The 21,673-nt window shown below is 58.2% G+C and carries 24 protein-coding genes and 2 pseudogenes; 14 read left to right on the top strand and 12 right to left on the bottom strand.

Annotated elements, in window-relative coordinates; translation table 11 throughout:
• Positions 1-12: 12 nt before the first annotated feature.
• From QA646_RS08820 to QA646_RS08790, 7 genes and pseudogenes are all read left to right on the top strand, one after another.
• On the top strand, positions 13-615 hold the full coding sequence (locus QA646_RS08820; RefSeq protein WP_283058690.1) for a hypothetical protein: 603 nt from the start codon (positions 13-15) through the stop codon (positions 613-615).
• A 36-nt stretch (positions 616-651) separates the two neighbouring features.
• A complete protein-coding gene (locus QA646_RS08815) occupies positions 652-2,844 on the top strand; it encodes a type I secretion system permease/ATPase (RefSeq protein WP_283058689.1) in 2,193 nt (730 codons plus the stop codon).
• Positions 2,841-4,319, top strand: coding sequence for an HlyD family type I secretion periplasmic adaptor subunit (locus QA646_RS08810; RefSeq protein WP_283058687.1), 1,479 nt, complete (start codon positions 2,841-2,843; stop codon positions 4,317-4,319). The genes QA646_RS08815 and QA646_RS08810 overlap by 4 nt, the downstream gene beginning before the upstream one ends.
• Positions 4,320-4,327: 8 nt before the next feature.
• Positions 4,328-5,176 (top strand): serine protease, encoded by an 849-nt coding sequence (locus QA646_RS08805; protein ID WP_283058685.1) that lies wholly within the window; start codon positions 4,328-4,330, stop codon positions 5,174-5,176.
• Between the two features lie 342 nt (positions 5,177-5,518).
• Entirely contained in the window at positions 5,519-5,941 is a 423-nt protein-coding gene (locus tag QA646_RS08800) for a transposase (protein ID WP_283058684.1), read from the top strand.
• A complete protein-coding gene (gene tnpB, locus QA646_RS08795; RefSeq protein ID WP_283058683.1) occupies positions 5,941-6,288 on the top strand; it encodes an IS66 family insertion sequence element accessory protein TnpB in 348 nt (115 codons plus the stop codon). The genes QA646_RS08800 and tnpB (QA646_RS08795) overlap by 1 nt, the downstream gene beginning before the upstream one ends.
• Positions 6,289-6,359: 71 nt before the next feature.
• A pseudogene (locus QA646_RS08790) lies at positions 6,360-7,448 on the top strand (IS66 family transposase); the annotation flags it as partial.
• A gap of 18 nt (positions 7,449-7,466) precedes the next feature.
• Here the strand turns inward: QA646_RS08790 and QA646_RS08785 are convergent.
• Positions 7,467-8,527 (bottom strand): IS630 family transposase gene (locus QA646_RS08785; protein ID WP_283055739.1). Its coding sequence is split into 2 segments (ribosomal slippage): positions 7,467-8,035 and positions 8,035-8,527, totalling 1,062 coding nucleotides; the frame shifts between segments, so codons are not numbered across the junction.
• A gap of 82 nt (positions 8,528-8,609) precedes the next feature.
• On the opposite strand from QA646_RS08785, the pseudogene QA646_RS08780 reads away from it, so the two are divergent.
• Positions 8,610-9,110: pseudogene (locus QA646_RS08780) on the top strand (transposase); the annotation flags it as partial.
• 76 nt (positions 9,111-9,186) lie between these two features.
• Here QA646_RS08780 and dcm read toward each other — a convergent pair.
• Positions 9,187-11,037 carry a DNA (cytosine-5-)-methyltransferase gene (gene dcm / locus QA646_RS08775; RefSeq protein ID WP_283058682.1) on the bottom strand — a complete coding sequence of 617 codons (1,851 nt, stop codon included), beginning with the start codon at positions 11,035-11,037 and terminating at the stop codon, positions 9,187-9,189.
• A 747-nt stretch (positions 11,038-11,784) separates the two neighbouring features.
• Here dcm and QA646_RS08770 point away from each other — a divergent pair.
• The 3 genes from QA646_RS08770 to QA646_RS08760 are packed head-to-tail and all read left to right on the top strand — an operon-like array spanning position 11,785 to position 12,390.
• Positions 11,785-12,066: a type II toxin-antitoxin system RelB/DinJ family antitoxin gene (locus QA646_RS08770; RefSeq protein WP_283058681.1), complete on the top strand. Its 282-nt coding sequence runs from the start codon at positions 11,785-11,787 to the stop codon at positions 12,064-12,066.
• Entirely contained in the window at positions 11,999-12,298 is a 300-nt protein-coding gene (locus tag QA646_RS08765; protein ID WP_283058680.1) for a type II toxin-antitoxin system mRNA interferase toxin, RelE/StbE family, read from the top strand. The genes QA646_RS08770 and QA646_RS08765 overlap by 68 nt, the downstream gene beginning before the upstream one ends.
• Positions 12,271-12,390 carry a type II toxin-antitoxin system mRNA interferase toxin, RelE/StbE family gene (locus tag QA646_RS08760; RefSeq protein WP_283058679.1) on the top strand — a complete coding sequence of 40 codons (120 nt, stop codon included), beginning with the start codon at positions 12,271-12,273 and terminating at the stop codon, positions 12,388-12,390. Before QA646_RS08765 ends, QA646_RS08760 begins: the two co-directional genes overlap by 28 nt.
• 191 nt (positions 12,391-12,581) lie before the next feature.
• Here QA646_RS08760 and QA646_RS08755 read toward each other — a convergent pair whose 3' ends face one another.
• The 6 genes from QA646_RS08755 to QA646_RS08730 form a co-directional block, all read right to left on the bottom strand.
• Positions 12,582-12,899 carry a ribbon-helix-helix protein, CopG family gene (locus tag QA646_RS08755; protein ID WP_283058678.1) on the bottom strand — a complete coding sequence of 106 codons (318 nt, stop codon included), beginning with the start codon at positions 12,897-12,899 and terminating at the stop codon, positions 12,582-12,584.
• The gene (locus tag QA646_RS08750) at positions 12,859-13,821 is read right to left on the bottom strand and encodes an SOS response-associated peptidase family protein (RefSeq protein ID WP_283058676.1); all 963 of its coding nucleotides are present in this window, start codon (positions 13,819-13,821) and stop codon (positions 12,859-12,861) included. Before QA646_RS08750 ends, QA646_RS08755 begins: the two co-directional genes overlap by 41 nt.
• Before the next feature lie 140 nt (positions 13,822-13,961).
• Complete coding sequence (locus QA646_RS08745; protein WP_283058675.1) at positions 13,962-14,270, bottom strand: hypothetical protein; 309 nt, start codon at positions 14,268-14,270, stop codon at positions 13,962-13,964.
• A 29-nt stretch (positions 14,271-14,299) separates the two neighbouring features.
• Positions 14,300-15,058 (bottom strand): hypothetical protein, encoded by a 759-nt coding sequence (locus QA646_RS08740; RefSeq protein ID WP_283058674.1) that lies wholly within the window; start codon positions 15,056-15,058, stop codon positions 14,300-14,302.
• 2 nt (positions 15,059-15,060) lie between these two features.
• Positions 15,061-15,270 (bottom strand): hypothetical protein, encoded by a 210-nt coding sequence (locus tag QA646_RS08735; RefSeq protein ID WP_283058673.1) that lies wholly within the window; start codon positions 15,268-15,270, stop codon positions 15,061-15,063.
• A 123-nt stretch (positions 15,271-15,393) separates the two neighbouring features.
• On the bottom strand, positions 15,394-15,651 hold the full coding sequence (locus QA646_RS08730) for a hypothetical protein (protein ID WP_283058672.1): 258 nt from the start codon (positions 15,649-15,651) through the stop codon (positions 15,394-15,396).
• A 51-nt stretch (positions 15,652-15,702) separates the two neighbouring features.
• Between QA646_RS08730 and ligD the strand changes: the two genes are divergently transcribed.
• Complete coding sequence (ligD, locus tag QA646_RS08725; RefSeq protein WP_283058671.1) at positions 15,703-16,890, top strand: non-homologous end-joining DNA ligase; 1,188 nt, start codon at positions 15,703-15,705, stop codon at positions 16,888-16,890.
• A gap of 876 nt (positions 16,891-17,766) precedes the next feature.
• Positions 17,767-17,991 carry a DUF6429 family protein gene (locus QA646_RS08720; protein ID WP_105375144.1) on the top strand — a complete coding sequence of 75 codons (225 nt, stop codon included), beginning with the start codon at positions 17,767-17,769 and terminating at the stop codon, positions 17,989-17,991.
• Positions 17,992-18,026: 35 nt separating this feature from the next.
• Here QA646_RS08720 and QA646_RS08715 read toward each other — a convergent pair whose 3' ends face one another.
• The 4 genes from QA646_RS08715 to QA646_RS08700 are packed head-to-tail and all read right to left on the bottom strand — an operon-like array spanning position 18,027 to position 21,102.
• Positions 18,027-18,611, bottom strand: coding sequence for a plasmid pRiA4b ORF-3 family protein (locus QA646_RS08715; RefSeq protein WP_283058669.1), 585 nt, complete (start codon positions 18,609-18,611; stop codon positions 18,027-18,029).
• Between the two features lie 2 nt (positions 18,612-18,613).
• The gene (locus tag QA646_RS08710; RefSeq protein WP_283058668.1) at positions 18,614-20,272 is read right to left on the bottom strand and encodes an IS66 family transposase; all 1,659 of its coding nucleotides are present in this window, start codon (positions 20,270-20,272) and stop codon (positions 18,614-18,616) included.
• A 45-nt stretch (positions 20,273-20,317) separates the two neighbouring features.
• Positions 20,318-20,671: an IS66 family insertion sequence element accessory protein TnpB gene (tnpB, locus tag QA646_RS08705; RefSeq protein WP_283058667.1), complete on the bottom strand. Its 354-nt coding sequence runs from the start codon at positions 20,669-20,671 to the stop codon at positions 20,318-20,320.
• Positions 20,668-21,102, bottom strand: a complete 435-nt coding sequence (locus QA646_RS08700) for a transposase (protein ID WP_283058666.1) — start codon at positions 21,100-21,102, stop codon at positions 20,668-20,670. The genes tnpB (QA646_RS08705) and QA646_RS08700 overlap by 4 nt, the downstream gene beginning before the upstream one ends.
• 79 nt (positions 21,103-21,181) lie before the next feature.
• On the opposite strand from QA646_RS08700, the gene QA646_RS08695 reads away from it, so the two are divergent.
• Entirely contained in the window at positions 21,182-21,616 is a 435-nt protein-coding gene (locus QA646_RS08695) for a DUF1998 domain-containing protein (protein WP_283058665.1), read from the top strand.
• The last annotated feature ends 57 nt before the right edge of the window (positions 21,617-21,673 follow it).

The following is a 21,673-nucleotide window of genomic DNA, read 5'->3' as shown; positions in this document are numbered from 1 at the left end:
GGAGACAAATTTTTGAAACTCCGAATAGCAATGCTGTTTGCGGCGCTGCTGCTCTTCCCAAACGTCACAGAGGCCACTTTACATGGACCTAATGGAGGGAAGCATCTGGGCTCTCACGGCCAGCCCAAGGCCGATGTCTTTGCAGAGGATCTGTCTTGTAGGGCAGTAGACGAGGCGGTGAGAAAGACCTGGGACAGCCCGCAGCTCGCGGTCAATACCTATAATGCCAAACCCGACGGAAGTTTGAAGCCTCATTTCGAGAGCCGTGCGATCGGTGCGGAGATATACGAGAAGTACGCGTTTTCGACCAAGTGGCGGAGATTTAGACGCGGGGTTCCTGGAAGCATGGGCCAGCGTGGACCGCTCTGGAACGCTTGCAAACTCGTCAAGCCGGACCATGCCGGTGATCAGGCTGAGCTCCACTACACTGCTACCTGGCGCAGCTTTCCATACGAGGCGGCTGCCGACATCTGGATATCAGCAAACGATGGCCGCCTCCAGAAAATCCAGAGGCGTTTCCCAGACAACCGATGGATGTTTCCATTTGCAACTGCCCTGGAGAAATTCGATTACGATCCAGCGCACATAGAGGTTCCGGATGCCGGTAGCCGATAAGAGCGGGCGCCACGATCCGGCCTACGGAATCTGCGGATGACGACCGTGGAGCAACCAACTCTTGCCGAGCCGGAGCAGGCGTCGGCAAACCCCGCGGAAAAAGAAGGCCCTGACAGCGGCCTTGCGGCGATTGCTGCGATCGCCGGCTACTATCGTATCGCCTCCAATCCCAATGCCCTTGCACGGGACTTGGCTCTGTCGAGTGCTTCAGGGCGCAACGATCTCCTGCGGGCGGCAAAACTGGTCGGCCTGAAAGCGAAGCATGTCGAGATCCACACGGATACCCGCCTCGGGACGCTCCCGACACCCGCCATCGTCTGTTTGACCGATGGTCGCTTCGGCGTATTTGGTGGCGTGACGCCCGATGGCACCTACCGGATAATCGATCCCGTCGACTTCTCGATCCGCAATCTCGGAGCGCACGAAGTGTTGGCAGAGACGGCCGGGCACTTCATCCTTCTGCAGCGCCGACTGGCGGGGCCAGGATCCTCGCGTGGGAATTTCGGGTTCCGCTGGTTTCTGCCGTCGATCTGGCGCTATCGCCATGCCTTCGGCCATGTCCTGCTGGCCTCGTTGATCGTGCAGATCTTCGCGCTGGTGACGCCGCTGTTCTTCCAGGTGGTGGTCGACAAGGTCCTTGCCCATCGCAGCTATTCGACGCTGATCGTGCTGGTCGTCGGGCTTGCGGCGGTCGGGCTTTTCGATGTGGCGCTGCAATATCTTCGAACCTATGCGCTATCGCACACGACGAACCGCATCGACGTCGAACTCGGGCGTCGGCTGTTCCGGCACCTGTTGAACTTGCCGCTCTCCTATTTCGAGACGCGGGCGACCGGCCAGACGATCGCGCGTGTTCGTGAGCTGGAAACGATCCGAAACTTCCTGACGGGGCAGGGGCTGTTCTCCGGTCTCGACCTGATCTTCACGATCGTCTTCATCTTCGTGTTGTTTTCCTATTCCGCCAAACTAGCCTGGATCGTGATCGCCTCAATCCCCTTCTATCTGGCAATTGGCTTCTTGGTGCGGCCGTTCCTGAAGGAAAAGATCGATGAGAAGTTCGAGCGCGGCGCCTACAGCCAGCAGCTTCTTGTCGAGACGGTCGTCGGTGTCCAGACCTTGAAGGCCTCCGCCGTCGAACCGGTGGTCTCGGCGCAATGGGAAGAGCGTCTCGCCGGCTATGTTCAGTCGTCGTTCGCGACGACCATGCTGGCCGCCAAGGGCCAGAACGCCATCCAATACGTCAACAAGATCACCTCGGCGGCATTGTTGCTGTTCGGCGCCCAGGCGGTCATCAATGGCGAGCTGACGGTCGGGGGACTGGTGGCGTTCAACATGATCGCCGGACAGGTGTCGCAACCGATCCTGCGTCTTTCGCAGCTATGGCAGGATTTCCAACAGGTGCAGGTATCGGTGGCGCGGCTTGCCGACATCCTCAACGCGCCGCCGGAACCGCGGCCAGCCGTCTCGATCAGCCTGCCGAAGCCAAGAGGGGCGATCGCCTTCAAGGGCGTGAATTTCCGCTATTCCGCCGACGGCCAGGACGTGCTCAGGGACATCACCTTCTCGGTGCGGCCCGGTGAAGTGATTGGGATCGTCGGCCCATCCGGATCCGGCAAGTCGACGCTCACCAAGCTTGTCCAGCGCTTCTATATCCCGAACCGTGGTCAGGTCTTTGTCGATGGTCAGGATATTGCCCAGGTCGATCCGGCCTGGCTGCGCTCGAACATTGGCGTCGTCCTGCAGGAAAACATGCTGTTCAACCGATCGATTCACGACAACATCTGTCTGGTGAATCCTTCAATGTCACGGGCAGCCGCCATGCAAATGGCACGGCTTTCTGGAGCCGACGAGTTCATCGCCAAGCTGCCGAAGGGCTACGACACCTTGATCGAGGAGCGCGGCGCCAATCTCTCCGGCGGCCAGCGGCAGCGGCTGGCGATCGCCAGAGCGCTTGCGACCAACCCGCCGATCCTCATCCTCGACGAAGCGACGAGCGCGCTCGACTATGAGAGCGAACGGATCATCCTCGCCAACATGCGCGAAATCGTCAAAGGCAGGACGGTCATCATCATTGCCCACCGCCTGGCGACCGTCCGCCATTGCGACCGCATTATCGGCATGAAAGATGGCCGCATCGTCGAGGAAGGCAGTCACGACAGCCTCCTGGGGCGCCCGAATGGTCTTTACGCTCATCTCTGGCAATTGCAGACAGGGCTCAACCAGGCATGAACCAGGTCATCAAGCCGCCGAAACGCCCGAGAAGGCCAGGACGCCGCACCAGGATCGAAAACGAGTTCCTGCCGGCTGCACTGGAAATCCTCGAGACGCCGGCGTCCCCGATCCGCACGGCCTTCATCTGGTTCATCGCCGTCGTCGTCGGCAGCACTTTGTTGTGGAGCTATCTCGGCACGTTCGATATCGTCTCGACGGCACAGGGCAAGCTCCAGCCGACGGGTCGCGTCAAGGTCGTCCAGTCCATCGAGATTGGTAAAGTCAGGTCGATCCCGGTGGTAAACGGTTCGAAGGTGAAGGCCGGTGACGTCGTCGTCGAGCTCGACGAGACCGAACTCAAATCCGACGAAGAAGCCTTGAGCGTCAATCTGCATGCCTTGCGCGCAGAGATTGCCCGACGCGACACCGCCTTGGTACTGGTGGGAAACTGGCTCGCGGGTGACATTTGGACTGGCGACCGCACGGTGCCTGCAACCCCGTTGTCCTTTCCTGCCGATACGCCCGACAATATTCGTGCGCGGGAACAGACGATCTTCGCGGCCGATCTGGCCCAGCTCGATGCCAACCTCGACAACCTCGCCGCCCAACGCCACCAGCAGCAGGCGACGATCGAGCGGCTGAGCGCCAAGATCGATGCCCACAAGAGATTGATCGCGACGCTTGCCGAGCGGGTTGCGATGCGATCGACGCTGGTCGATCAGGCGGCCGGCTCGAAATCTGGTGTGATCGACGCGCTCGAGACGCAGCAGAAGGAGGAAACCGATCTCGCCGAAGAAGTTGGGCAACTTGCAGAAGCAAAAGCAGCGTTGGCCGTTGCGACGAGCGAAGGCGAAAAGGCCTTGCATGCTTTCGTTGCCGACAATGCCGAGAAGCTCGGCGATGCTGCAAAGCAGGCTGACGAGTTGGAAAAGCAGTTGATCAAGGCGCGCAAGCGCCGCCAGTCGATGACGATCGTAAGTCCGATCGATGGCGTTGTTGCCGCCTCGGCCATCACCACCATCGGCCAGGTGGTCAATCCCGGTTCCGAATTGATGCGCATCGTGCCGGGTGACACCGCCCTCGAGATCGAAGCCTTCCTGCCGAACAGCGACATCGGCTTCGTCTCGGCCGGACAGGAGGCGGTGATCAAGGTCGAAGCCTTTCCGTTCACCCGCTATGGCGTGGTCCACGGCCATGTCACCTCGGTTGCGACCGATGCTGTTCCGGAGCCCGACGCACAGCAGATGGAGGGCGAGCCCGCGAAGCAGCTCCAGAGCCTCATTCCGATCGGCAATGTCGAGCGGGTCCAGAATCTGGTTTTCCCTGTGACCGTCAGGCCCGACACAGAAATGATCAATGTCGATGGAGCGCTTCAGCCGCTATCACCCGGTATGGCCGCCACGGTCGAGATCAAGACGGGGAGGAGGCGAATCCTCGAGTATCTGTTCTCGCCACTGGCGGAAGTGGCGTCGGAGGCCATGCAGGAAAGATAGAGAGTAAGATGCAACGTTTGTCGATGACGTTATTTGTGATGTTAGCTGCATGGTCGCAGCAGTTTCTGACCACAGTTCTGATTGCATTGCTTCTTTGCGCTTCTGAAGCAAAGGCTGGAACGATTGGCGCCGACAATCGGCATGCCATCGACCAATACGCAGCGTTACATGGATTGTCCTCGGACGAAGCTCGGAAGAAGTTTGGTGCGAGCGGTCGGATTATGTGCCCCTTCAACGAGGCCAGCGCCTTCGTTCTCTACAAGGCGAACATTGTCGTCACCGCGCGCCATGCACTCTACCCCAAGAATAGCATGATCAAATACGCCGGGGCGATGACGATAACGCGATGTGCTTTCGAAGTGAGCGACGGCAAAGGATCGACTTGGCACAAAGTCGATGTCCAATCTTTCATTCATCCTGACGAGAGCCGCGAATCCTGGGACGATCCATTCGATTGGGTGGTGATGCGGCTATCTGAACCTGTCACCGAATTCGAACCGTATTACTTGCCTTCGAGGCCAGTCTCAGTGGGAGACAAGATTACGACGGCTTCCATTCGCCAAGGCGACTTCTTGCCCGATGACTGGAACGAGCGTGTTCTGGGCGATTGTTATGTCCGATCGGTCGAAAATACGGACGGTGTGATTGCAAGTGGTCTTCGTACTGATTGTTCCGCGGACAAGGGATCGTCGGGCAGCCCGTTGCTTCGTGAGGGGCCCGAAGGATTGGAAGCCATTGGCATCACAACGTCGGGTACCAGTTCATGCCGAAAGTTTAACCGTACGCGCTGCTACACGTTTGCGGTTGGTTTGGAGCCTGAACTAATCAAGGCGGTGCACAAACTTGCTGGAGATTAGATCGTAGTTTTGATGGGCAGGCTTTGGACGCCAGCAACGCTGGATACATACACCAGGATCTGAACAATCTCCCGCTTCATTCTGAAATCGAGGGAGAACCGTCGGAAGAGGATCCATAGTACTCCAGCATACGCCAGGGCGTTTCATCGACATCCTTCGTCTGGAATTCGACATGATATACGGCCGGTCCATCCTCGACAGTATCAACCGCACATCCGTCGTAACCTGCAACCTCTGCGGCGAAAGCATTGCCGGCTGGAAGCTCAGTAAGCGCGCAAATCCCTGCACCTGTTCATTGACGGAGCATTGAGGGATTCTGTGTCCACAACGGAGACTGTGGACATGACATTGGATGGCACGGGAATTTCAGGGCAGCTTCGGGTCATCAAAGTTCTTCACAACGGGAAGCGGCGTTTTGATCCTGTTGAAAAGGATCGCTTGATTGATGCGGCCCTTGAGCCGGGGGTATCGGTTGCCGGCCTGGCGCTCGCACACGGGATCAACGCCAATCAGTTGCACAACTGGATCAGGCTGCGTCAGCGCCAGCAGGCGGAGAACGCGTTGACGGCTATGCCTTGCGCGCCGTCGGCCTTCGTTCCGGTGGTTGAGGCAGCGCCGACTGCGCGGCTGCCGGCCCCGTCGGCTCGACCGACATCGCTACGGGTGCGTTTGAAGGCGACGCTGCCGAACGGCGTGCGGCTTGAGCTTGAAGACGCGGATGCTGAGGTTCTGTCGGCGATGATCGAAGCGCTGGGGGCGTTGTGATGTTCCGGCTGGCTGACAATGTGCGTGTCTATCTGGAACCGATCGACTTTAGGGCCGGGATCAACGGCCTCGCGATTTTGGTCGAGCAGTCTATGGGCCTCAATCCGTTCGAGCGGGCGGTGTTTGCCTTCTGCAATCGTCGCCGCACCCGGATGAAATTGCTCTTTTTTGATCGATCGGGCTTTGTGCTAATTTTGAAAGCGCTGACCGAAGACAAGTTCCGCTGGCCTCGGCGACAGGAGGCTGTGGTGTCGCTTGATGCCGAGCAATTGCATTGGCTTCTCGACGGCATTGATATTGACGCGATGGTGCGCCATCCGGTGCGGCAATATGAATTTGTCGGGTGAATTCGGCGCAAACGCAGAGCGTTTGTCGCAGGCCTGTTGACGGAGGGTGCCGGTTCAGATTCAAGAATGCGATGACTCGAACCGGCACCCCTGATGTTGAAGAATTGATGGCGCTTTTGGCGGCGAATGCTGCCGAAATTGCCGCGCTGAAGGCCGAGAAGGATATCCTTGCGCAGCGCGTCTTCAAGCTTGAGGAAGAACTGGCGCTGGCGCAGTTGCATCGGTTTGCGCCGCGCAGTGAGAAGCACGTTGATCGCGTCTTCAATGAAGCTGAACAGGTTGCCCTTGAGGATGAAGCCGAAGGCGACGATATCGATCTCACCGATTTGCCGGACACGGGATTGCCATCTGTCGAAAAACCGGAAGGGAAGAAGCGCGGCCGTAGGCCTCTGCCGGCAAACCTGCCGCGCCAGCGCGTCGAATATGACCTTGCCGATGACGAGAAGGTCTGTCCGTGCTGCAGCCACCAGATGCATCGTATGGGCGAGTTGGTGACCGAGCAGCTTCACATCGAGGTGAAGGCCACGGTTCTGCAGAATGTCCGGGCAAAATATGCATGCCGCAACTGCGACCGGACCGGGATAAGCACGCCTGTTGTCATCGCGCCGATGCCGAAGCAGCCCTTGCCCGGCAGCATCGCCACGGCCTCGACGCTGGCCTTCGCGCTCGTCCATAAATATGTCGACGGCACGCCGCTCTATCGCTTGAGGCAGGCCTTTGAGCGTGCAGGCGTCCCTGTCAGCCGTGGTGCTCTCGGCCACTGGGTGATCGGTTCGAGCGAGAAACACCTCGCTCGCATCTACGACGCGCTGAAACTGCGGCTCCAATCGCAGACGATCATCCATGGTGACGAGACCACAGTCCAGGTGCTGAAGGAAGAGGGCAAGGATCCCACCAGCACCTCATACATGTGGGCGTATCGCAGTGGTGAAGACAGTAAACAGCCGATCGTGTTGTTCGATTATCAGCCTGGTCGCGGACAGGAACACCCGCAGGCCTTCCTTGGCGATTATCGCGGCATCTTGATGAGTGACGGCTATCAGGCCTGGCGCACGTTGAAAGGGGCCACGCATGTCGGGTGCATGGCCCATGCCAGGCGGAAGTTTGTCGATGCCCTCAAGGCGCGCAAGAAACCCGGTGGGCCAACGGCGCAGGCCATTAATACCAACGCTCAATGATTAGAACTCATCGGCCCATTTTCTGTGGCCGATTGACATGACGCGCCAAGGCTGGCGTTGGAGCTTGTGCCAAGCATCGCAGCAGTGATCGACGATGTCCTCGTAAGATTTGAAGACGCGGTTGGAGAGCCAGTTTTCGCGCATGAACTGCCAGAGGTTTTCAACCGGGTTGAGTTCGGGCGACTTTGGCGGCAGCGGCAAGATGGTGACGTTTTCGGGCACGGTGAGATTGTTGGACATGTGCCAGCCCGCCTGATCCATGATGAGGATAGCGTGGGCGTCTTCGGCGACATGGCGGGAGATTTCCATCAGATGCTGGTTCATGGCATAGGTGTCGCACCACGGCATGACGAGTGCGGCGGCCTTGCCGAGCTTCGGGCAAATCGCACCGAAGATATAGGCCGATCTCGTGCGCTGGTCGTGCGGCGCTGAGGGCCGTGTTCCGCGCTTGGCCCAGCGACGGGTGATCTTGTTCTTCTGGCCGATGCGGGCTTCGTCCTGGAACCAGATTTCTATTCGTTTTCCTTTAGCGGCTCCGGCAGCGATTTCCGCCACTGCGGCGGGGAAGTTTTTTTAAATTCCTCGATCGCTTGCGGGTCTTGTGCATGGTGCTTGGGACGTGCGGTGAGTTTGCGATAGCCCATGGCATTCAACTCGCGCCCCAGCGTCTGGCGGCTCACCAAGACACGATGCTCCTGCCAAAGCCATTGCACCAGATCAACGAGCCTCCAGCGCACGACGCCATCGAGATAGGGAACAGGACCTTTCTCGACCGCCTCGGCAAGCGCCTTGCGCTGCTTGTCATCGAGCAAGGGCTCCCGCCCCGTCGCCTTGCCTGTCTTCAGACCATCAGGACCGTGCAGATTGAAACGCTCAACCCAATCGCGGATGATCTGCAAACCCACCCCGCCAATCGACGCCGCCTGGCTCCGCGAACCGCCCTCGTAAATGACCGACAAGGCAAGCAACCGGCGGGACCAATCTGCATCCCGGCTCTGCCTCGCCAGCCGACGCAATTCATCAGCCGTATAGTCCTCGCGGATCTTCAGTGCTGTTCCCATGGCGAAATCTCCTTCCGCCATGTTGAATCATGATTTGACCAAAAACGGAATCCGTTGAGTCAACATCATTGAGCCTCGGTATAAGTTCTTCGACCAGCTCTACCGGATTGAAAGGCAGGTGCGGGACGAAAAGCCCGATGAAAGCGAAACACAGACCGATTACATGCGCCGCTTTCGCCAGAAACACAGCATCCCGGTCCTTTCCGCCCTCAAGGAATGGCTCGACAAAATCGCGCCAAAGGTCGTGCCCGACACCAAGCTTGGCGATGCCGTCTCCTATACGCTCAACCAATGGGACTATTTGACCCGCTATACCGACGACGGCAGGATGCCGATCGACAACAATTTACTCGAGCGAGACATCAGAATTTTTGCCACTGGAAGAAAGAGTTGGCTCTTTAGCGATACAGTCCAGGGGGCCAAAGCCAGTGCCGTCATCTACAGCTTGATGCTGACCTGCCGGGCCTGTGGCGTCGAACCCTTCGCGTGGTTGCGGCATGTTCTCACCGAACTGCCGCAGCGTCCAAACGACACCGATATCGACGACCTGCTGCCCTTTAACTTCAAAAGCCAGCCAGCATAACCCGACGCCCTTTAAAGCGATTTACCACGTGCACTGAAAAGCGCGCTTACCTCTTAGAATTTCATCATAAGTAAAGCTATGCATTTGTTTTCCAGGCGGACTCTCGATGTGCCGAATCTTTCATCACGGTACTATCGTCGCCTATGTCACTTGGCTGGAGAGGCGGAGCCTCACGGACGAGAACGCGTTCGTCCGGCCGTACCCACCGCATCAGAAGGGATTCATAGTCGAAGCGCTTATCGGTCAGAGCGGCCCGAACCGCAAGCCCGATCGCCTGCCCAATAACCGGCGGCACCGCATTGCCAACCTGACGGGCGCTCGAATCCCTGCCGCCGACGAAATCCCACCAGTCCGGGAAACCTTGCAGCCTCGCGCGCATGCGAAGAGTGAGCTGGGGAAGGAAGCCGGTCGCCGCCTTGTCAGCCTGCTCCTGTGTGGGAGCGGCATCCGCGACGGTGGCAATGTCGATGCCCTTCGCCGCCCAGCGCGCTGCCTCCTTCTCGCGCGAGCCGCCCTTGCGCCCGACGATCGTCGAAGCCAGAGCCCCCCGCTTCTCGACGCCATTGTGAACCACCAGTTGGTTACGGCGCGCTTCCGCCCAGGCCCTGGCGCCGGTCCAACCGTTCGCAGCCATCAAGTCTTCCAGAATGTCGCCCAGGTTGGAACGCCACTCGGGGAACGTTGGCGGCGCGCGGAACGCAGCCATCGAGTTTCGGCGCATACCGACGAACAGCATGCGGGTCCGTTCCTGCGGGACGCCATATTCTTCTGCTTCCATGCGAATGACCTGAACCGCATAGCCAGAGTACTTCAACTGCTTCAGGAAGTTTCCGAGATGATCGGCATGTCTCGCGTTCAGGAGACCCGCCACGTTTTCGAAGACGAATGCCCGCGGCTGGATTTCGCGGACCGCGCGCGCACCTTCAAGAAGCAAGTCTCTCGGATCGTCCTTGCCGAGACCCTTTCCATCGACGGAGTACGGCTGGCAGGGCAGACCACCTACCACAAGATCGATGCCCGCCGATCGATACGTCGTGAAATCCACCCTGCGGATGTCTCCTTCGACCACGTTCCATAGAGGCCGATTAAGCCGCAGCGTTGCGGCTGCGTGCTTGTCGAACTCGAAAAGGGCGAGGGGATGGAAGCCGGCATTCTCCAGACCCAGAGACATGCCGCCGGCACCGGCGCAGAGTTCGACGACGGTCAGCTTTTGCTTCGGAAGCTTCGTCAGAGGCGCTTTGGCTTCTGGAAGAATGTCATTGGTCAGCGGCGCGACGGTTGACGTTACCGGTTGGATGCATTCTTGGAAATGCGTCTCCCACTGCATACCGAGGCTGCTGTTGTCCAGCGCGAATCTGTACTCGCCATCGAAGCGGCCATCCGCTAGGGCGCAAATTGCAGTGTATGCAAGACCTAGATAGCGCGCGTCGCCCGAACGCGGCAGTTTAAGAATATCGGACAGTGGCTGGTCGTGCTTGCCATATGCGGCCGTAAAGATTGGCAGGATAGCGCTCGCCTTGCACCGAATCTCGGCATGACTCGCGGAACGCTGGGCGTCGTTCATCCGCTTCGGTTGATATCGCTCGAGGAGAGTCAGTAGTTCAGCAACCTTCTTGTCAACGTCGCCGACGGCCTCTGTCGCACGACGACGGGCAGCGTTGGCCGACTTCTTGAATGCCGCCCTTGTCGACCGCTCGGCGTTCGACAGCTTGTTCTCCCTGAACCGGGCACGAATGGCGGAGATGTCCTTTGATCCCAGCGTGGCGCCGGCTCGCATCCGCGAAAGGGCTTCCTTGCGGGTCTGGTCGTCGGTGGTCGCGAGCGCCTTGAGGGCGGAGAACTGCGCGCGTGCGTTGCGCAGTAGGCCTTCCGATTCCTTAAGGGTCTTCGAGACGTTCAGATAGGTGCCAGCTTCTGCAGTGTCCATTTCGCATCCAGCGTGGAGGAAGTGGATGATTTCCTTGTGGGTGAGATGATCGGTTAAGCTGGCGACTTCGTCCGCCATCTTAAAATGGCGGTCGGAAATTTGCTTCTGAAGGTTTCGGATCGCCTTCTTCGCCTTACTAAGGGCTTCGTTCCTCAAATCGGGCATCTGCATTGTTCCGCATGTGAAAATAGCACGTGTCATATCGGGACACCCGTTGCGGGACCGGCAATCGATTCGTTCAAATTGTCTGCAATCTCAGATTTTCAATGATGAGATAAGTGCGGTCGATCAACGCTACGAGACGAAAATGCCGGAAATGCTCCGCGTCATCGCGTGCGGCGCCCAACGCGATCTGTTTGCTGTCAAGGATCGATCGACGATGGTTAAGCCTGGGACGAGATCGTTTCCGGATTGCATGTCTTCGGTTCGCGCGGGCATACGAAACGCCACGTATGCTTTTGTCCTTCGGATAATAATTTCCCAGAATGCAAGAAATGACTGTTATGGCAATCATGCGCAGTTATGTAGCAACTGCCACCAGTCGCGAGCTTTGCCTTGTCGTCGCGTTGTTAAGGTCGAGAAATGAGCCTCTTTCCGTCCCTCTACATTGAGCGGTAACAGCGCGTTGATATAAGGGTGTCGATCTACCGAGTTCTTCGTCGTGACATTCGGTGCCGCCGCGGACTTGAAAATGATGCTCAATTGGGCTACATAAACGCGGGTAAGATTTTAAGAAGGAGTCGTCAAATGGCTGCAAACGCATATGTGCGCGCCCGCATCGATCCTTCGGTCAAAGAGAGCGCCACCTTGGTACTCGATAGCCTGGGCCTCACACCCTCGGATATTATCCGTATGGTAATGACGCGGATTGCCCGTGATAAGGCTCTCCCGGTGGAATTGACCCGTCCCAACGCGAGAACGATTGCCGCGATGGAAGAGGCGAGAGCCATCAAGGCTGGCCATGGCAAGGTATTTGATACCGCCGACGAGTTGTTCGATTCACTTGAGGGCCGTAAGGTTGCCAAGTAATGACAAACGGGCGAAGCCCGCTTCAACAAAGCGGGCTTCGCTTCCACGGATATTCAGCTACTCAAAGCAGCTTCTGAAAGACTGGGAGCGGTTGTCACGGTCCGGACGATACGACATGGGAGCGTTGAAAACCGCCATGCTTCTTTTGATGGCAAATGATGCCCCGCTTCCGCCGGAATACAAAGATCACGAACTCAACGGCAAGTGGACGATCACCGGGAGTGCCATATAGGAGGGGATTTTCTTCTCATATATACCCTTGAGGAAAAGAAGAACCTGATCGTATTTGTCGCGACTGGGACGCATGCCGAGCTCTTTGAATGAGCTTGGAGAAGCCTCATTAGGCTTTTCCAAACTTCGCCTTTGATTTAGCAATGACAAAATTTTGCGCCCCGAAAATGGTGGCAGTAGCTACCTAATTCTGCAATCATGAAGGGCGTCTGTGGATGCCATAACGGTCATTTATTGCGGTGGCAGTTACGACCGAATAGCCCGATTTTCTCAAAGCCCAATCGTCAGGCATTTCCATCCACGTCGCCATCCTCGTCCAGTTCCCGCACCGGCAAATAGGCATTCGTCTCCAGCCACTCTTTGATAATGTGTCGGATCATGTCGTTTCGGGTCTTGCCGAGCTCGTCGGCAATGCTGTCGATTGCATCTTCGACTTGCGCATCGAGCGCAATCGAACCGGCGTTCCTAATAACAAGCGCCGCACGTCGCATCATCACTTGTAGGTCGGCGCGAGATGTGTCGCCGATCCGATCGGCCGCATACTCAAGCTGCCCCGCCATATCACTTGGCACGCGTTCTTCTTTCCGTTGCCAGTCGCTCATGCAACGACTCTCTCTCTCGTGCTGGCAGTCGGATCAAATCTTCATCGGGTAGGGGACGCTGCAACGCTTTCGCTTGCTCCCACGGCGCCGTCAGCCATAGGTCGATTTCTTCCTGAGTCCGCAAGATCGCGGGCATTGCATTTTCGTGCGTGGCGCCGACAACGGAGTTGGCGTCGGTCGTCAGAAAGCCAAAAAGGTCAGCGGTTTCCAGTCCGTTCTTGATCGTCCTTACGCGCGTCCACTGCGGCACCCAGACCCCTGCAAAGAAGGCCAGCGGACGGCCATCGGCAAAGCCGAACCAGGCATTCGGTACGCGACCACCGTCGACTTTGCTTTCATGGTCCGGTTCGGCAAACCGCGTAAATGGAACGACGCAGCGGTTCTCGATGCCGAACCACTGCTTCCAATGAGCCAGGTCGATATTTCTGATGTTGGTCAGACCGCGATCGGGCTCTTCCTTCAGCAGTTGCTTGAGGTCGAACGTCTTCCCCTGCTTGGTCAGACGTTCCGCTCGCTTCTTCACGGCAGCACGCTGAATATGCGGGAAGCCTGGCATTCCCCATTGTACTTTGACCAGCTCGCGCCCCGCGGGCGTGTTGCGTACGATCGGTGCCATATGGTTAGGGTAAAGGTCGAGCTCCGGCTCCAGGTTGCCAATGCTGTCGATCATCGCCCGAGAAATCTGTCGGATGGCTTCCTGGTTCGTCGTGACATTGTACAGATTACACACGTCCTTCTCCCTTGGTGTCCACTCACCGCGTTTCGATACCTCGTCGATCTCGATTTCATGGCCATGCCAGCGCGACCGGAATTCATCTGCAGCTTGGAGGCTTCCGAAGCAAAAAACGACGTACTCGTCCCAGTCGATATTTGCCCGATAGCTTTTTGAGGCGGCGTCGATTTCCGAGGCAGACCGTATCACGTATACCTCTCGGATAAGGTGAAGCGGGATTCGCCGCTTCGATAATTGCTCCACCAAAGGATGATATGGTGAGGCAGTTCCGAATTGATCTTCCATCGTGCAAGCGGATTGTCCCTTCGGGAAGCCATTGCCGTTTCCTGTTACCGCTTCACATCTTTCCAGACCGGCCGGCGAACCATCCTGATCTCCACGAGTTGGCGGATCGTCAATCCGATCGCATCCGCGCCCAAAGGACTGTGCAGCCTGGCATCCAGATAATCTTTTCGGCCGCATCCTTCGCAGCGAAACTGCCGTTCAATGTCGAGTAGTGGCACGTCTCCGAAGAGTTTAATCAGATCCTCTGGCTCGTATAGGTGGGTTATTCTGCACCACGTGCAGGTGATCTTGACATATTGACTGCCCGCGAAGCTCGACAGTTTCGGCAGTTGTGCAAGCTTGGTGGGCGACATATAGGAAGGTCTGCGAGTCTCCGGCACAATCAGGCGGCCTCATGCGCCGGTCCGTCTTCCCCGCACATTAAAGCAGTAAATCTATCGACCGGTATTCCATTGGCGAATGTCTGGATGACGTCGTTTATATCAGCCTTGGCCTCTATCCATGTGGGGCCGGCTATAATGTCGTCATCTTTGCAATTGAACCAGAATAGCCCGCACACCTTGCCGGCCTCGTCGTCGAAGGCAAGTTGGAGAGAGCCAAGGCGAAACTCTTCGCTTTGATAAGACAATTCAACCTGCAGCATCCCCAGGTCACGATTGCCGATCTCATCGAGGAGCTTTGGGTGCGCTTCATCGTCGGTGAGCGGCAAAGGATCCATCCAGAAAAAACCTTCGAAATCCGGTGGCACGGGGTTCATGAGCTTCGCAAGCATCGCATCTACCTGACGCTCCAGATCCTGAAGCTTTAACGACTTGCCGCGATGACCAGGCGGATCTCCGAAAACATCGAAGACGTTGAAGCCGATGAATGTCGTCATGACGTAGATGGCGATGACATCGTCTTGGCTGATGACCGAGTCAGGCGTCAGGCCGGCGACAATAGCGCCGACACGCTGAATATTACCCAAAAACGCCTCGGACTTTTCGCGGAATTCAAGCCGGCTTCCATGGACATGATCAAATGCGTCGTCGCTGACGTATTTGATCAGAGCATCGATGGCATCGATGTCTGCCTGGCTGACCGTTAAGACGCCTTCCTTTGGCGTCGGATGCCACTCAGGATTATATTTAACGTCAAACATGACTACTCTCCTTCGATTTCAAAGGACGGCTTCCAGCCCCGCGTAAAGCCAACCGACATTCCAGCCTGGGTGAGTGCCAATTGCTTGCGGACGAAGTGCAGCTCCTCCAGCAGCGTGACGATTGTTGCACGGGCGTCACCGCCGCAAAGGGCAAGGGCGGCCTCGACAGGATCAATTTCTCGTTCTTCGGTTTGGGCGACTGCGGTATTCATTGAGCAAACATCTTCCTTCTCCGCTGTCGCCAGGGAGTTTCATCACAAAAATAGATTGGCAGGCTGAACGGCAGATCAATCCGCCGTCAATTTGTTCTCATTATGTTCTCGTTTGACGGAGAGTCAAGAACGCTTTTTGATCGCGCTGAGCAGATTTTCGAATTCGCCAGCAGCGATCAACCCAAGCATGTGATTGTCGGCCAGGTCGACAAGAGCGGCTGCGATCTCTCGCTCTTTCCATCCGGCCGCCGCGGCAGCGGCAGCCACTTGGCTAAATGCCGACGATAACGCGAACTGGCACCAGACGTGCCGGTCGGGATGATCATCAGAAATCGGGGGTGATGGAATATCGCTCATCGCTGAAATGTCGCTGGATGACATGGCGACGTCAATAGACTCGACTCTTCACGCTTTGTCTGCTGCACTGCTGTCGTGACAAAGGTTCCTCGTAAGTCATCTCTTCCACTGCTGCAAGGGGCAGAGCCGCCGCTCCGCACCCGCCCGCGCAAGCCGCGTGATCCAGGCCAGCCAAGACTTCCGTTCGATCCAATGCCGCAGCGCATCGAGCCGTGCCTCGCGCTGTCGGCTTCCAAGCCGCCAAAGGGGCCGCAATGGGCATACGAAGTGAAATGGGACGGCTATCGTCTGGCGATCCACGTCGAGCCAGCACGCGTCCGCATCATCACGCGTGGTGGCCACGATTGGACCCATCGCTTTCCGTCGATCGCGAAAGCGGCAGCCTGGCTCGGCGGCACGATGATCCTCGACGGCGAGGCCGTGGTGTTGGACGATCAAGGGCGCTCCGACTTCGGTGCTCTGCAACAGGCACTGGGTGGTCGCGGCGGCAAGCGAAGTGCCGACGAAGCGGTCTTCTTCGCCTTCGATATCCTGTATCTTGACGGGCACGATCTTCGGAGAATGGCTCTTTCCGAGCGTCGGCAAATACTCGAGAGCATCGTTCCGACAGAGGCTTTCGGTGCCATCCGGTTTTCCGAAGCGATCGAGGGCGATGGCGACGAGCTGTTTGCGGCGGCGTGCGAACATGGCCTCGAGGGCATCATCGCCAAAAAGCTGGACGTTCCCCATCATTCCGATCGGCGCGGCGATTGGCTTAAGATCAAATGCGTTCAGAGCGACAGTTTTTTCATCGTCGGATACGAACCTTCGACGGCTGCATTGGGCGGTATTCAGGCATCGAGCCGCGTCGGGCGATTGCCAGACAAGCCAGGACTGGTGGTGACACTCCTCAACGCACAAAAGCCGCGCGATCGCCTACACTTCGAGCACTTCCGCCAATTCCATGCAGCCTTCTACCGCGTCGTCGAACCGACCAGCGTAACGCCTTGGGCGGCACGAGCGATCGACCGAGCACTTGCCGCCGTCGTCGTGGCCTGTGTTCGGCATCTGCATTCGGAGCTGACTGACGAGCGCAACGCTGTGGAGATGCCCGACCATGTGAGGGCGCAGGAGATCGTCGACGTGATCCTCTCCCGCGCACCTCCGGACGCAGTTGTCGGAGGGCACGCCGCGCTGAAGATGATCGTGGAGGGGTTGCTCGACACCTGGCGACGGATCGCCGACGACCGCCGCGGGAACGCGGAGAAACTCTACTACGGCTAAGCGACCTTGGATCGGCCCGGACGATCCTGACGGCTGCGACAACTCCCTGCGGCTCCTCACCCGCAGCGCAACCAATACATACTTCCCTCAGATTGTACGCGTGATCTCGCTGCCGGAAGCGAACGACGCGCTCGACAAGGCGCTCGACGCAGTGTGGTCGAACGTAAGCACCTGCTCGTCCGCCATTGAGGTAGCCATGGCGAAAAGGTTCAACCCTGTCGTCGCAGCGAACCTGGGACCATTCGCAGATCCCGACGTTTTCGCTCGAATAGAAGCTCGTAGGGCGGCCGGAAAGAATGCGGATCAGACTGACCAGATGAATCCTCGGATCGCCGAGTTCCAGTTGCTAGCGAGTGGGCGCGCGCTAATCGGCGAAAACCGCCCCGACGCCAGACTCCACGCAGAAACGCTCAATCGAAACCTCTGGGATCCGAAACGTGAACCTATGCTTGCCGGGATCAAGGACCTCGTGGCGGTCCACCGGCTTCGGGAGGTGTCCTGCCTCTATGGTTTCACGCGCTTCGAACCGGCCCCATTGGCTGACGATGGGGTGGAGGATGTTGGTCTCGCTGTGAACGGCGCGCCGCTAGGCGAGGTTCCGGAATGGTTGCCGGCGATCGAGCAGTACGGTGAAGGTTTCTTCATACGCTTCGATCCTGTTGCGCTGATGACATGGGCATCGCGATCGGCGGTACGAGATCGCAGATCCATCTTGGATGGAGGTCTCAGAGCCTGGAAGAAATCGCGTCGCGACCGTGGCGCTTCGGACAAGATGGCGTGGGAAGGAGAGCACATCGAGTACACGATGGCGCACAGCCGTATCCATCCGAGGTGGGCCGCGGGACTTGGGGGGCTCGCGCGTGGTAGGATAGCAGAATGGAGATCGACGAGGACAAAATCGATGACGCGGTCCTGGCACTGTTATGGCTGACGCTCCACAACGAGCGTTGCGCCTGGAAGGGATTTGACTGGGCGACGACGGACCGGTTGCATGAGAAGGGACTGATCTGTGATCCGGTGAACAAGTCGAAGTCGCTGGTCCTGACGGACGAAGGTCTACGGCGCTCGGAAGAACTGTTCCGCCGGTTGTTTACACGCTAAAATCCACTTTCGGCCTTCGGCCACAGCCCCGGCGCTCAGGTCTTACGGCGCGCTTTTCGGGCCCATTTTGCAGCCAGGTCATCGACGGCTTTGTTGAGCTGCGAGAAGTTGGCGGCGGCGGAATCATAATCGCTGCTGCCCCACCATTCGAGGGTTTCGGCATGTCGCTCGTGCGCCGGGTCTGCAAGCGCCTCGCAGAACTCCTGATAACCCCATGGACCACCAACGTCTTCGGGCGGGCAGTGCCCCGTTGCTTCGAGGAGCATCGGTCCTTCCGTGCCGACTGCAGGAAAGGTGCGCTCGATCTTGATGCTGTGTTCCCAGCCGTCGCCAAAGTCGTAAAGGTATTTGAACGATTTCGCGCCGGTGTCCTGGACTGCCGACAGCAGCGAGACCCTGCGGGCATCGATCGGACCATCGCCCCATTCCTCGTCAGGCAAACCAAAGCCGACGTCACGCATGCGGAATTCGTAAAGGTGGCTGTTGGTCCAGCCGATCGCCGCCTGCAACACCTCGTGCAGCCGACTGAGCCTGATGCTGAATGGCACGACAACGCGCCGCATCACTATCGGCTCGACATGATCGAGGGTGACCTTCAGGCGGACGACAGAAGCCACCATCGTCAGGCCGCCAGCATGACGGTTGCCGCCGATGCACGTTTCCACTCCCAGGGCAGCAGTTCGTACAGGCGCGTGACAGGATGGTCGGCGATGCGAGCCAGCACGTCTGCAAGCCACGCCTTTGGGTCGACGTCGTTGAGGCGGCAGGTGGTGATGACGGTCAGCATGACAGCGGCACGATCGGCCCCGCGCTGAGAACCGGCGAAGGTCCAGTTTTTCCTTCCTAACGCCACACCGCGCAACGCTCTTTCCGCTGCATTGTTCGTAAGACAGACCCTTCCATCTTCGAGGAAGAGAGCAAAGCCCTCCCAGCGCTTGAGCATGTAATCGATCGGCTCGATGACCTCGGACGATCTGCTGAGCGTGGCGCGCTCCTTCGTCAACCACTCGTGCATGTCATCGAACAGTGGCTTGCTCTTCTCCTGCCGCACAGCCAGTCGTTCTTCGGCGCTCAATCCGTTGATCTGGCGCTCGATTTCGAACAACTCGTCATAGCGCTTGACGGCTTCCAATGCGATCGGCGAGATCGGCTTGCCCCTCCGCTTGTGATCCCGAGCATTTTTCTGGATATCGGCCAGCTCAAAGAACTTCCGCCGCGCATGCGCGTGGCAAAAGGCGAATGTGATCGGGACCTCTTTCGTTGCGGCAACAGCGATCGGCTCGAAGCCATTGTAGCAATCGCTCTGCAGAATGCCGCCGTATCCGGCCAGGTGTTTCTGCGGATGTTCGCCGCGCCGGTCACTCGACGCATAATAGATCGCCGCCGGCGCATCCGTTCCCCCGAACGGCTGATCGGCCCGGACGTAAGTCCATATGCGCCCGGTCACGCATTTGTCCTTGGCCTGAATGGGAATGGTGGTGTCATCACCGTGAAGACGCTCGGCCGCGAAGACATGCGCCTCGATCAGATCGAAGACAGGCATGAGAGCGGCTGTTGCGTACCCGACCTGGTCGGCCAGCGTCGAGGTCGAAAGATCGATGCCCTCGCATTTGAACCGGGCACTCTGCCGGTTGAGCGGGCTGTGCATGCCGAACTTGTCGAAGAGGATCGTCGCCAGCAGGTTCGGTCCGATAAAGCCGCGCGGCGTGGCATGGAAGGGTGCCGGCGGCTGACTGATCGCCTCACAGTCACGGCAGGTAAATTTTTCCCGCACCGTCTCGATCACTTTGAACCGGCGTGGGATCTCCTCCAGCGTCTCGGTGACGTCCTCGCCCAGCTTCGACAGGCGCGAACCACCACAGCAGGCGCAAGTCGTCGGCGGCTCGATGACGATACGTTCGCGCTCGATATCGTCCGGCCATGGTTTGCGCACCGGCCGTTTGCGCGTGAACGAACGTACGCTCGAGGTTCTGGCGCTTGCTGCTTGTGCCGCGACCTCATCCTCCGTCGCCGCCGCCACGAGTTCCTCGAGTTGCAGTTCCAACTGGTCGAGCAGGCGCGCCGTGCGCTCAGAGCGCTGGCCCCGCAACTCGCGCCTGAGCTTCTCGATCTTCAATTCCAGAGCAACGATCAGCGCCTCGTTGTCAGAGAGCATCGCCTGCGCATTGGCGGCTTCCGCGACGGCGATAGCGTGTTTAACCTGCAAGGCTTCATGCTCGCCACGCAGCGCCAGATAAGCGCCAACAACATCCGCAGGAAGATCGACAGGCTTTGAGATCATCAAGCCATTCGATCAGATTTCCCCTGTATTTTCAATTGAATAATGCTAGCCGACCTTCGTCGGCCGCCAGGTTTCTTGAGGATGCCTCCAGTCGATCCCGGACAGAAGATAACTGAGCTGCGCGGGTGATATCGCGATCGCTCCGCCTTCGGCAGAAGGCCAGACGAACCGGCCACGGTCTAATCTTTTTGTAAAAAGGCAGCTCCCTTGGCCGTCACTCCAGATCACTTTTAACAGCGATCCGCTGCGACCGCGAAACACAAAAAGATTGCCGTCCAGAGGGTTCAGCTTCAAAATTTCCTGCACCCGCAATGCCAGCGATGCGAACCCACACCGCATGTCCGTATGGCCCGTCGCAATCCATACCCGCACACCTTGGCCCGAAGGAAGCGGGATCATCGCAACGTCTCCAGTCCGCGCACGATCCGAAGCAGCGCTTCAATATCGACACCGCTACCCACAATCACCCGACGACCGTTTGAACTCACAACTTCCATGCGCTCGTCAGCGGCCGATAACGCCGGTTCCACCGCAACCGGTCCAGGGCCACACGTCACCGCCGCAAAAGTTTCCCCCACGAGGTAGGCGGGCACAAAACCATCGCTTTGTTTCTTGCCATGCAAACCCTGTCGAACAGATTTGCGCCAACGGTTCAAAAGAGATCGGCTAATGCCGTACTGACGGGCTATGGCCGACGCCCGGCCTCTCCCTGCGAAGCTTTCTGCCACAATCCTCAGCTTCTCGTCTTCCGTAAACCGACGCCGCCGACCGGTATGGATGACCTCAAGACGGGACACCCGAGAGCCGCTGTCCCCTTCAAAAATCTCCATGTGCGCAACTGTCCTTATGCCTGGGAATAAGGACAGGTTTGAAACGCTTCGCTAGAATTTAAAAGGCGGCTCACCTCGTATGGATACGCACAGCCTTTCTCATGCTCTGATCAATGAGGTGGCGATCGACTGCGGCTATCCCGCAAGCTCGTTGAAGGAGCGCCTTTATCTCATTCCTGGTGTACCAGGCCAGCCGAAGGAATGCGGTATCCTCATCTACACCGCAAGCGCCGGCAATCAGGGAACGCTCGGTGGCCTGGTTGAGGTCACCCGCCGCTTACCGAACGTCATTGCGTCTGCTCTCAGCCGTCTCGGGCTATGTTCTGGTGATCCCATCTGTGCTGATCACGACCCAACCAAGGCATCAGAGGACAGAGCGCTCCATGGCGCGGCGTGCCACGGCTGCCTTCTCATCGCGGAAACAAGTTGCGAGCAACGAAATGTCTTTCTTGACCGGAATCTATTGGTTAGGATCATCGCCGGCTCCGCCGCCTTCTTCTGTCATGGTGATTGACCAATGTTACGACCAGCCTCCCAGCACCATCTGCTAAGGGCGGAAATGCTCGTACGA

The organism is Rhizobium sp. CB3090 (assembly GCF_029714285.1).
Classification (GTDB): Bacteria; Pseudomonadota; Alphaproteobacteria; order Rhizobiales; family Rhizobiaceae; genus Rhizobium.
This window is presented reverse-complemented; position numbering and strand designations above follow the sequence as displayed.

Bases quoted from the DNA above. Each gene is read 5' to 3' on its own strand.
- QA646_RS08710 (WP_283058668.1), bottom strand. From the start codon at position 20,272: ATGATCTCAAAGCCTGTCGATCTTCCTGCGGATGTTGTTGGCGCTTAT.
- QA646_RS08740 (WP_283058674.1), bottom strand. From the start codon at position 15,058: ATGTTTGACGTTAAATATAATCCTGAGTGGCATCCGACGCCAAAGGAA.
- QA646_RS08810 (WP_283058687.1), top strand. From the start codon at position 2,841: ATGAACCAGGTCATCAAGCCGCCGAAACGCCCGAGAAGGCCAGGACGC.
- tnpB (WP_283058667.1), bottom strand. From the start codon at position 20,671: ATGATCCCGCTTCCTTCGGGCCAAGGTGTGCGGGTATGGATTGCGACG.
- tnpB (WP_283058683.1), top strand. From the start codon at position 5,941: ATGTTCCGGCTGGCTGACAATGTGCGTGTCTATCTGGAACCGATCGAC.
- dcm (WP_283058682.1), bottom strand. From the start codon at position 11,037: ATGGACACTGCAGAAGCTGGCACCTATCTGAACGTCTCGAAGACCCTT.
- QA646_RS08755 (WP_283058678.1), bottom strand. From the start codon at position 12,899: ATGAGCGACTGGCAACGGAAAGAAGAACGCGTGCCAAGTGATATGGCG.
- QA646_RS08735 (WP_283058673.1), bottom strand. From the start codon at position 15,270: ATGAATACCGCAGTCGCCCAAACCGAAGAACGAGAAATTGATCCTGTC.
- QA646_RS08720 (WP_105375144.1), top strand. From the start codon at position 17,767: ATGGAGATCGACGAGGACAAAATCGATGACGCGGTCCTGGCACTGTTA.
- QA646_RS08765 (WP_283058680.1), top strand. From the start codon at position 11,999: ATGGCAAGGTATTTGATACCGCCGACGAGTTGTTCGATTCACTTGAGG.
- QA646_RS08800 (WP_283058684.1), top strand. From the start codon at position 5,519: ATGACATTGGATGGCACGGGAATTTCAGGGCAGCTTCGGGTCATCAAA.
- QA646_RS08815 (WP_283058689.1), top strand. From the start codon at position 652: ATGACGACCGTGGAGCAACCAACTCTTGCCGAGCCGGAGCAGGCGTCG.
- QA646_RS08695 (WP_283058665.1), top strand. From the start codon at position 21,182: ATGGATACGCACAGCCTTTCTCATGCTCTGATCAATGAGGTGGCGATC.
- QA646_RS08805 (WP_283058685.1), top strand. From the start codon at position 4,328: ATGCAACGTTTGTCGATGACGTTATTTGTGATGTTAGCTGCATGGTCG.
- QA646_RS08730 (WP_283058672.1), bottom strand. From the start codon at position 15,651: ATGTCATCCAGCGACATTTCAGCGATGAGCGATATTCCATCACCCCCG.
- QA646_RS08715 (WP_283058669.1), bottom strand. From the start codon at position 18,611: ATGGTGGCTTCTGTCGTCCGCCTGAAGGTCACCCTCGATCATGTCGAG.
- QA646_RS08745 (WP_283058675.1), bottom strand. From the start codon at position 14,270: ATGTCGCCCACCAAGCTTGCACAACTGCCGAAACTGTCGAGCTTCGCG.
- QA646_RS08770 (WP_283058681.1), top strand. From the start codon at position 11,785: ATGGCTGCAAACGCATATGTGCGCGCCCGCATCGATCCTTCGGTCAAA.
- QA646_RS08700 (WP_283058666.1), bottom strand. From the start codon at position 21,102: ATGGAGATTTTTGAAGGGGACAGCGGCTCTCGGGTGTCCCGTCTTGAG.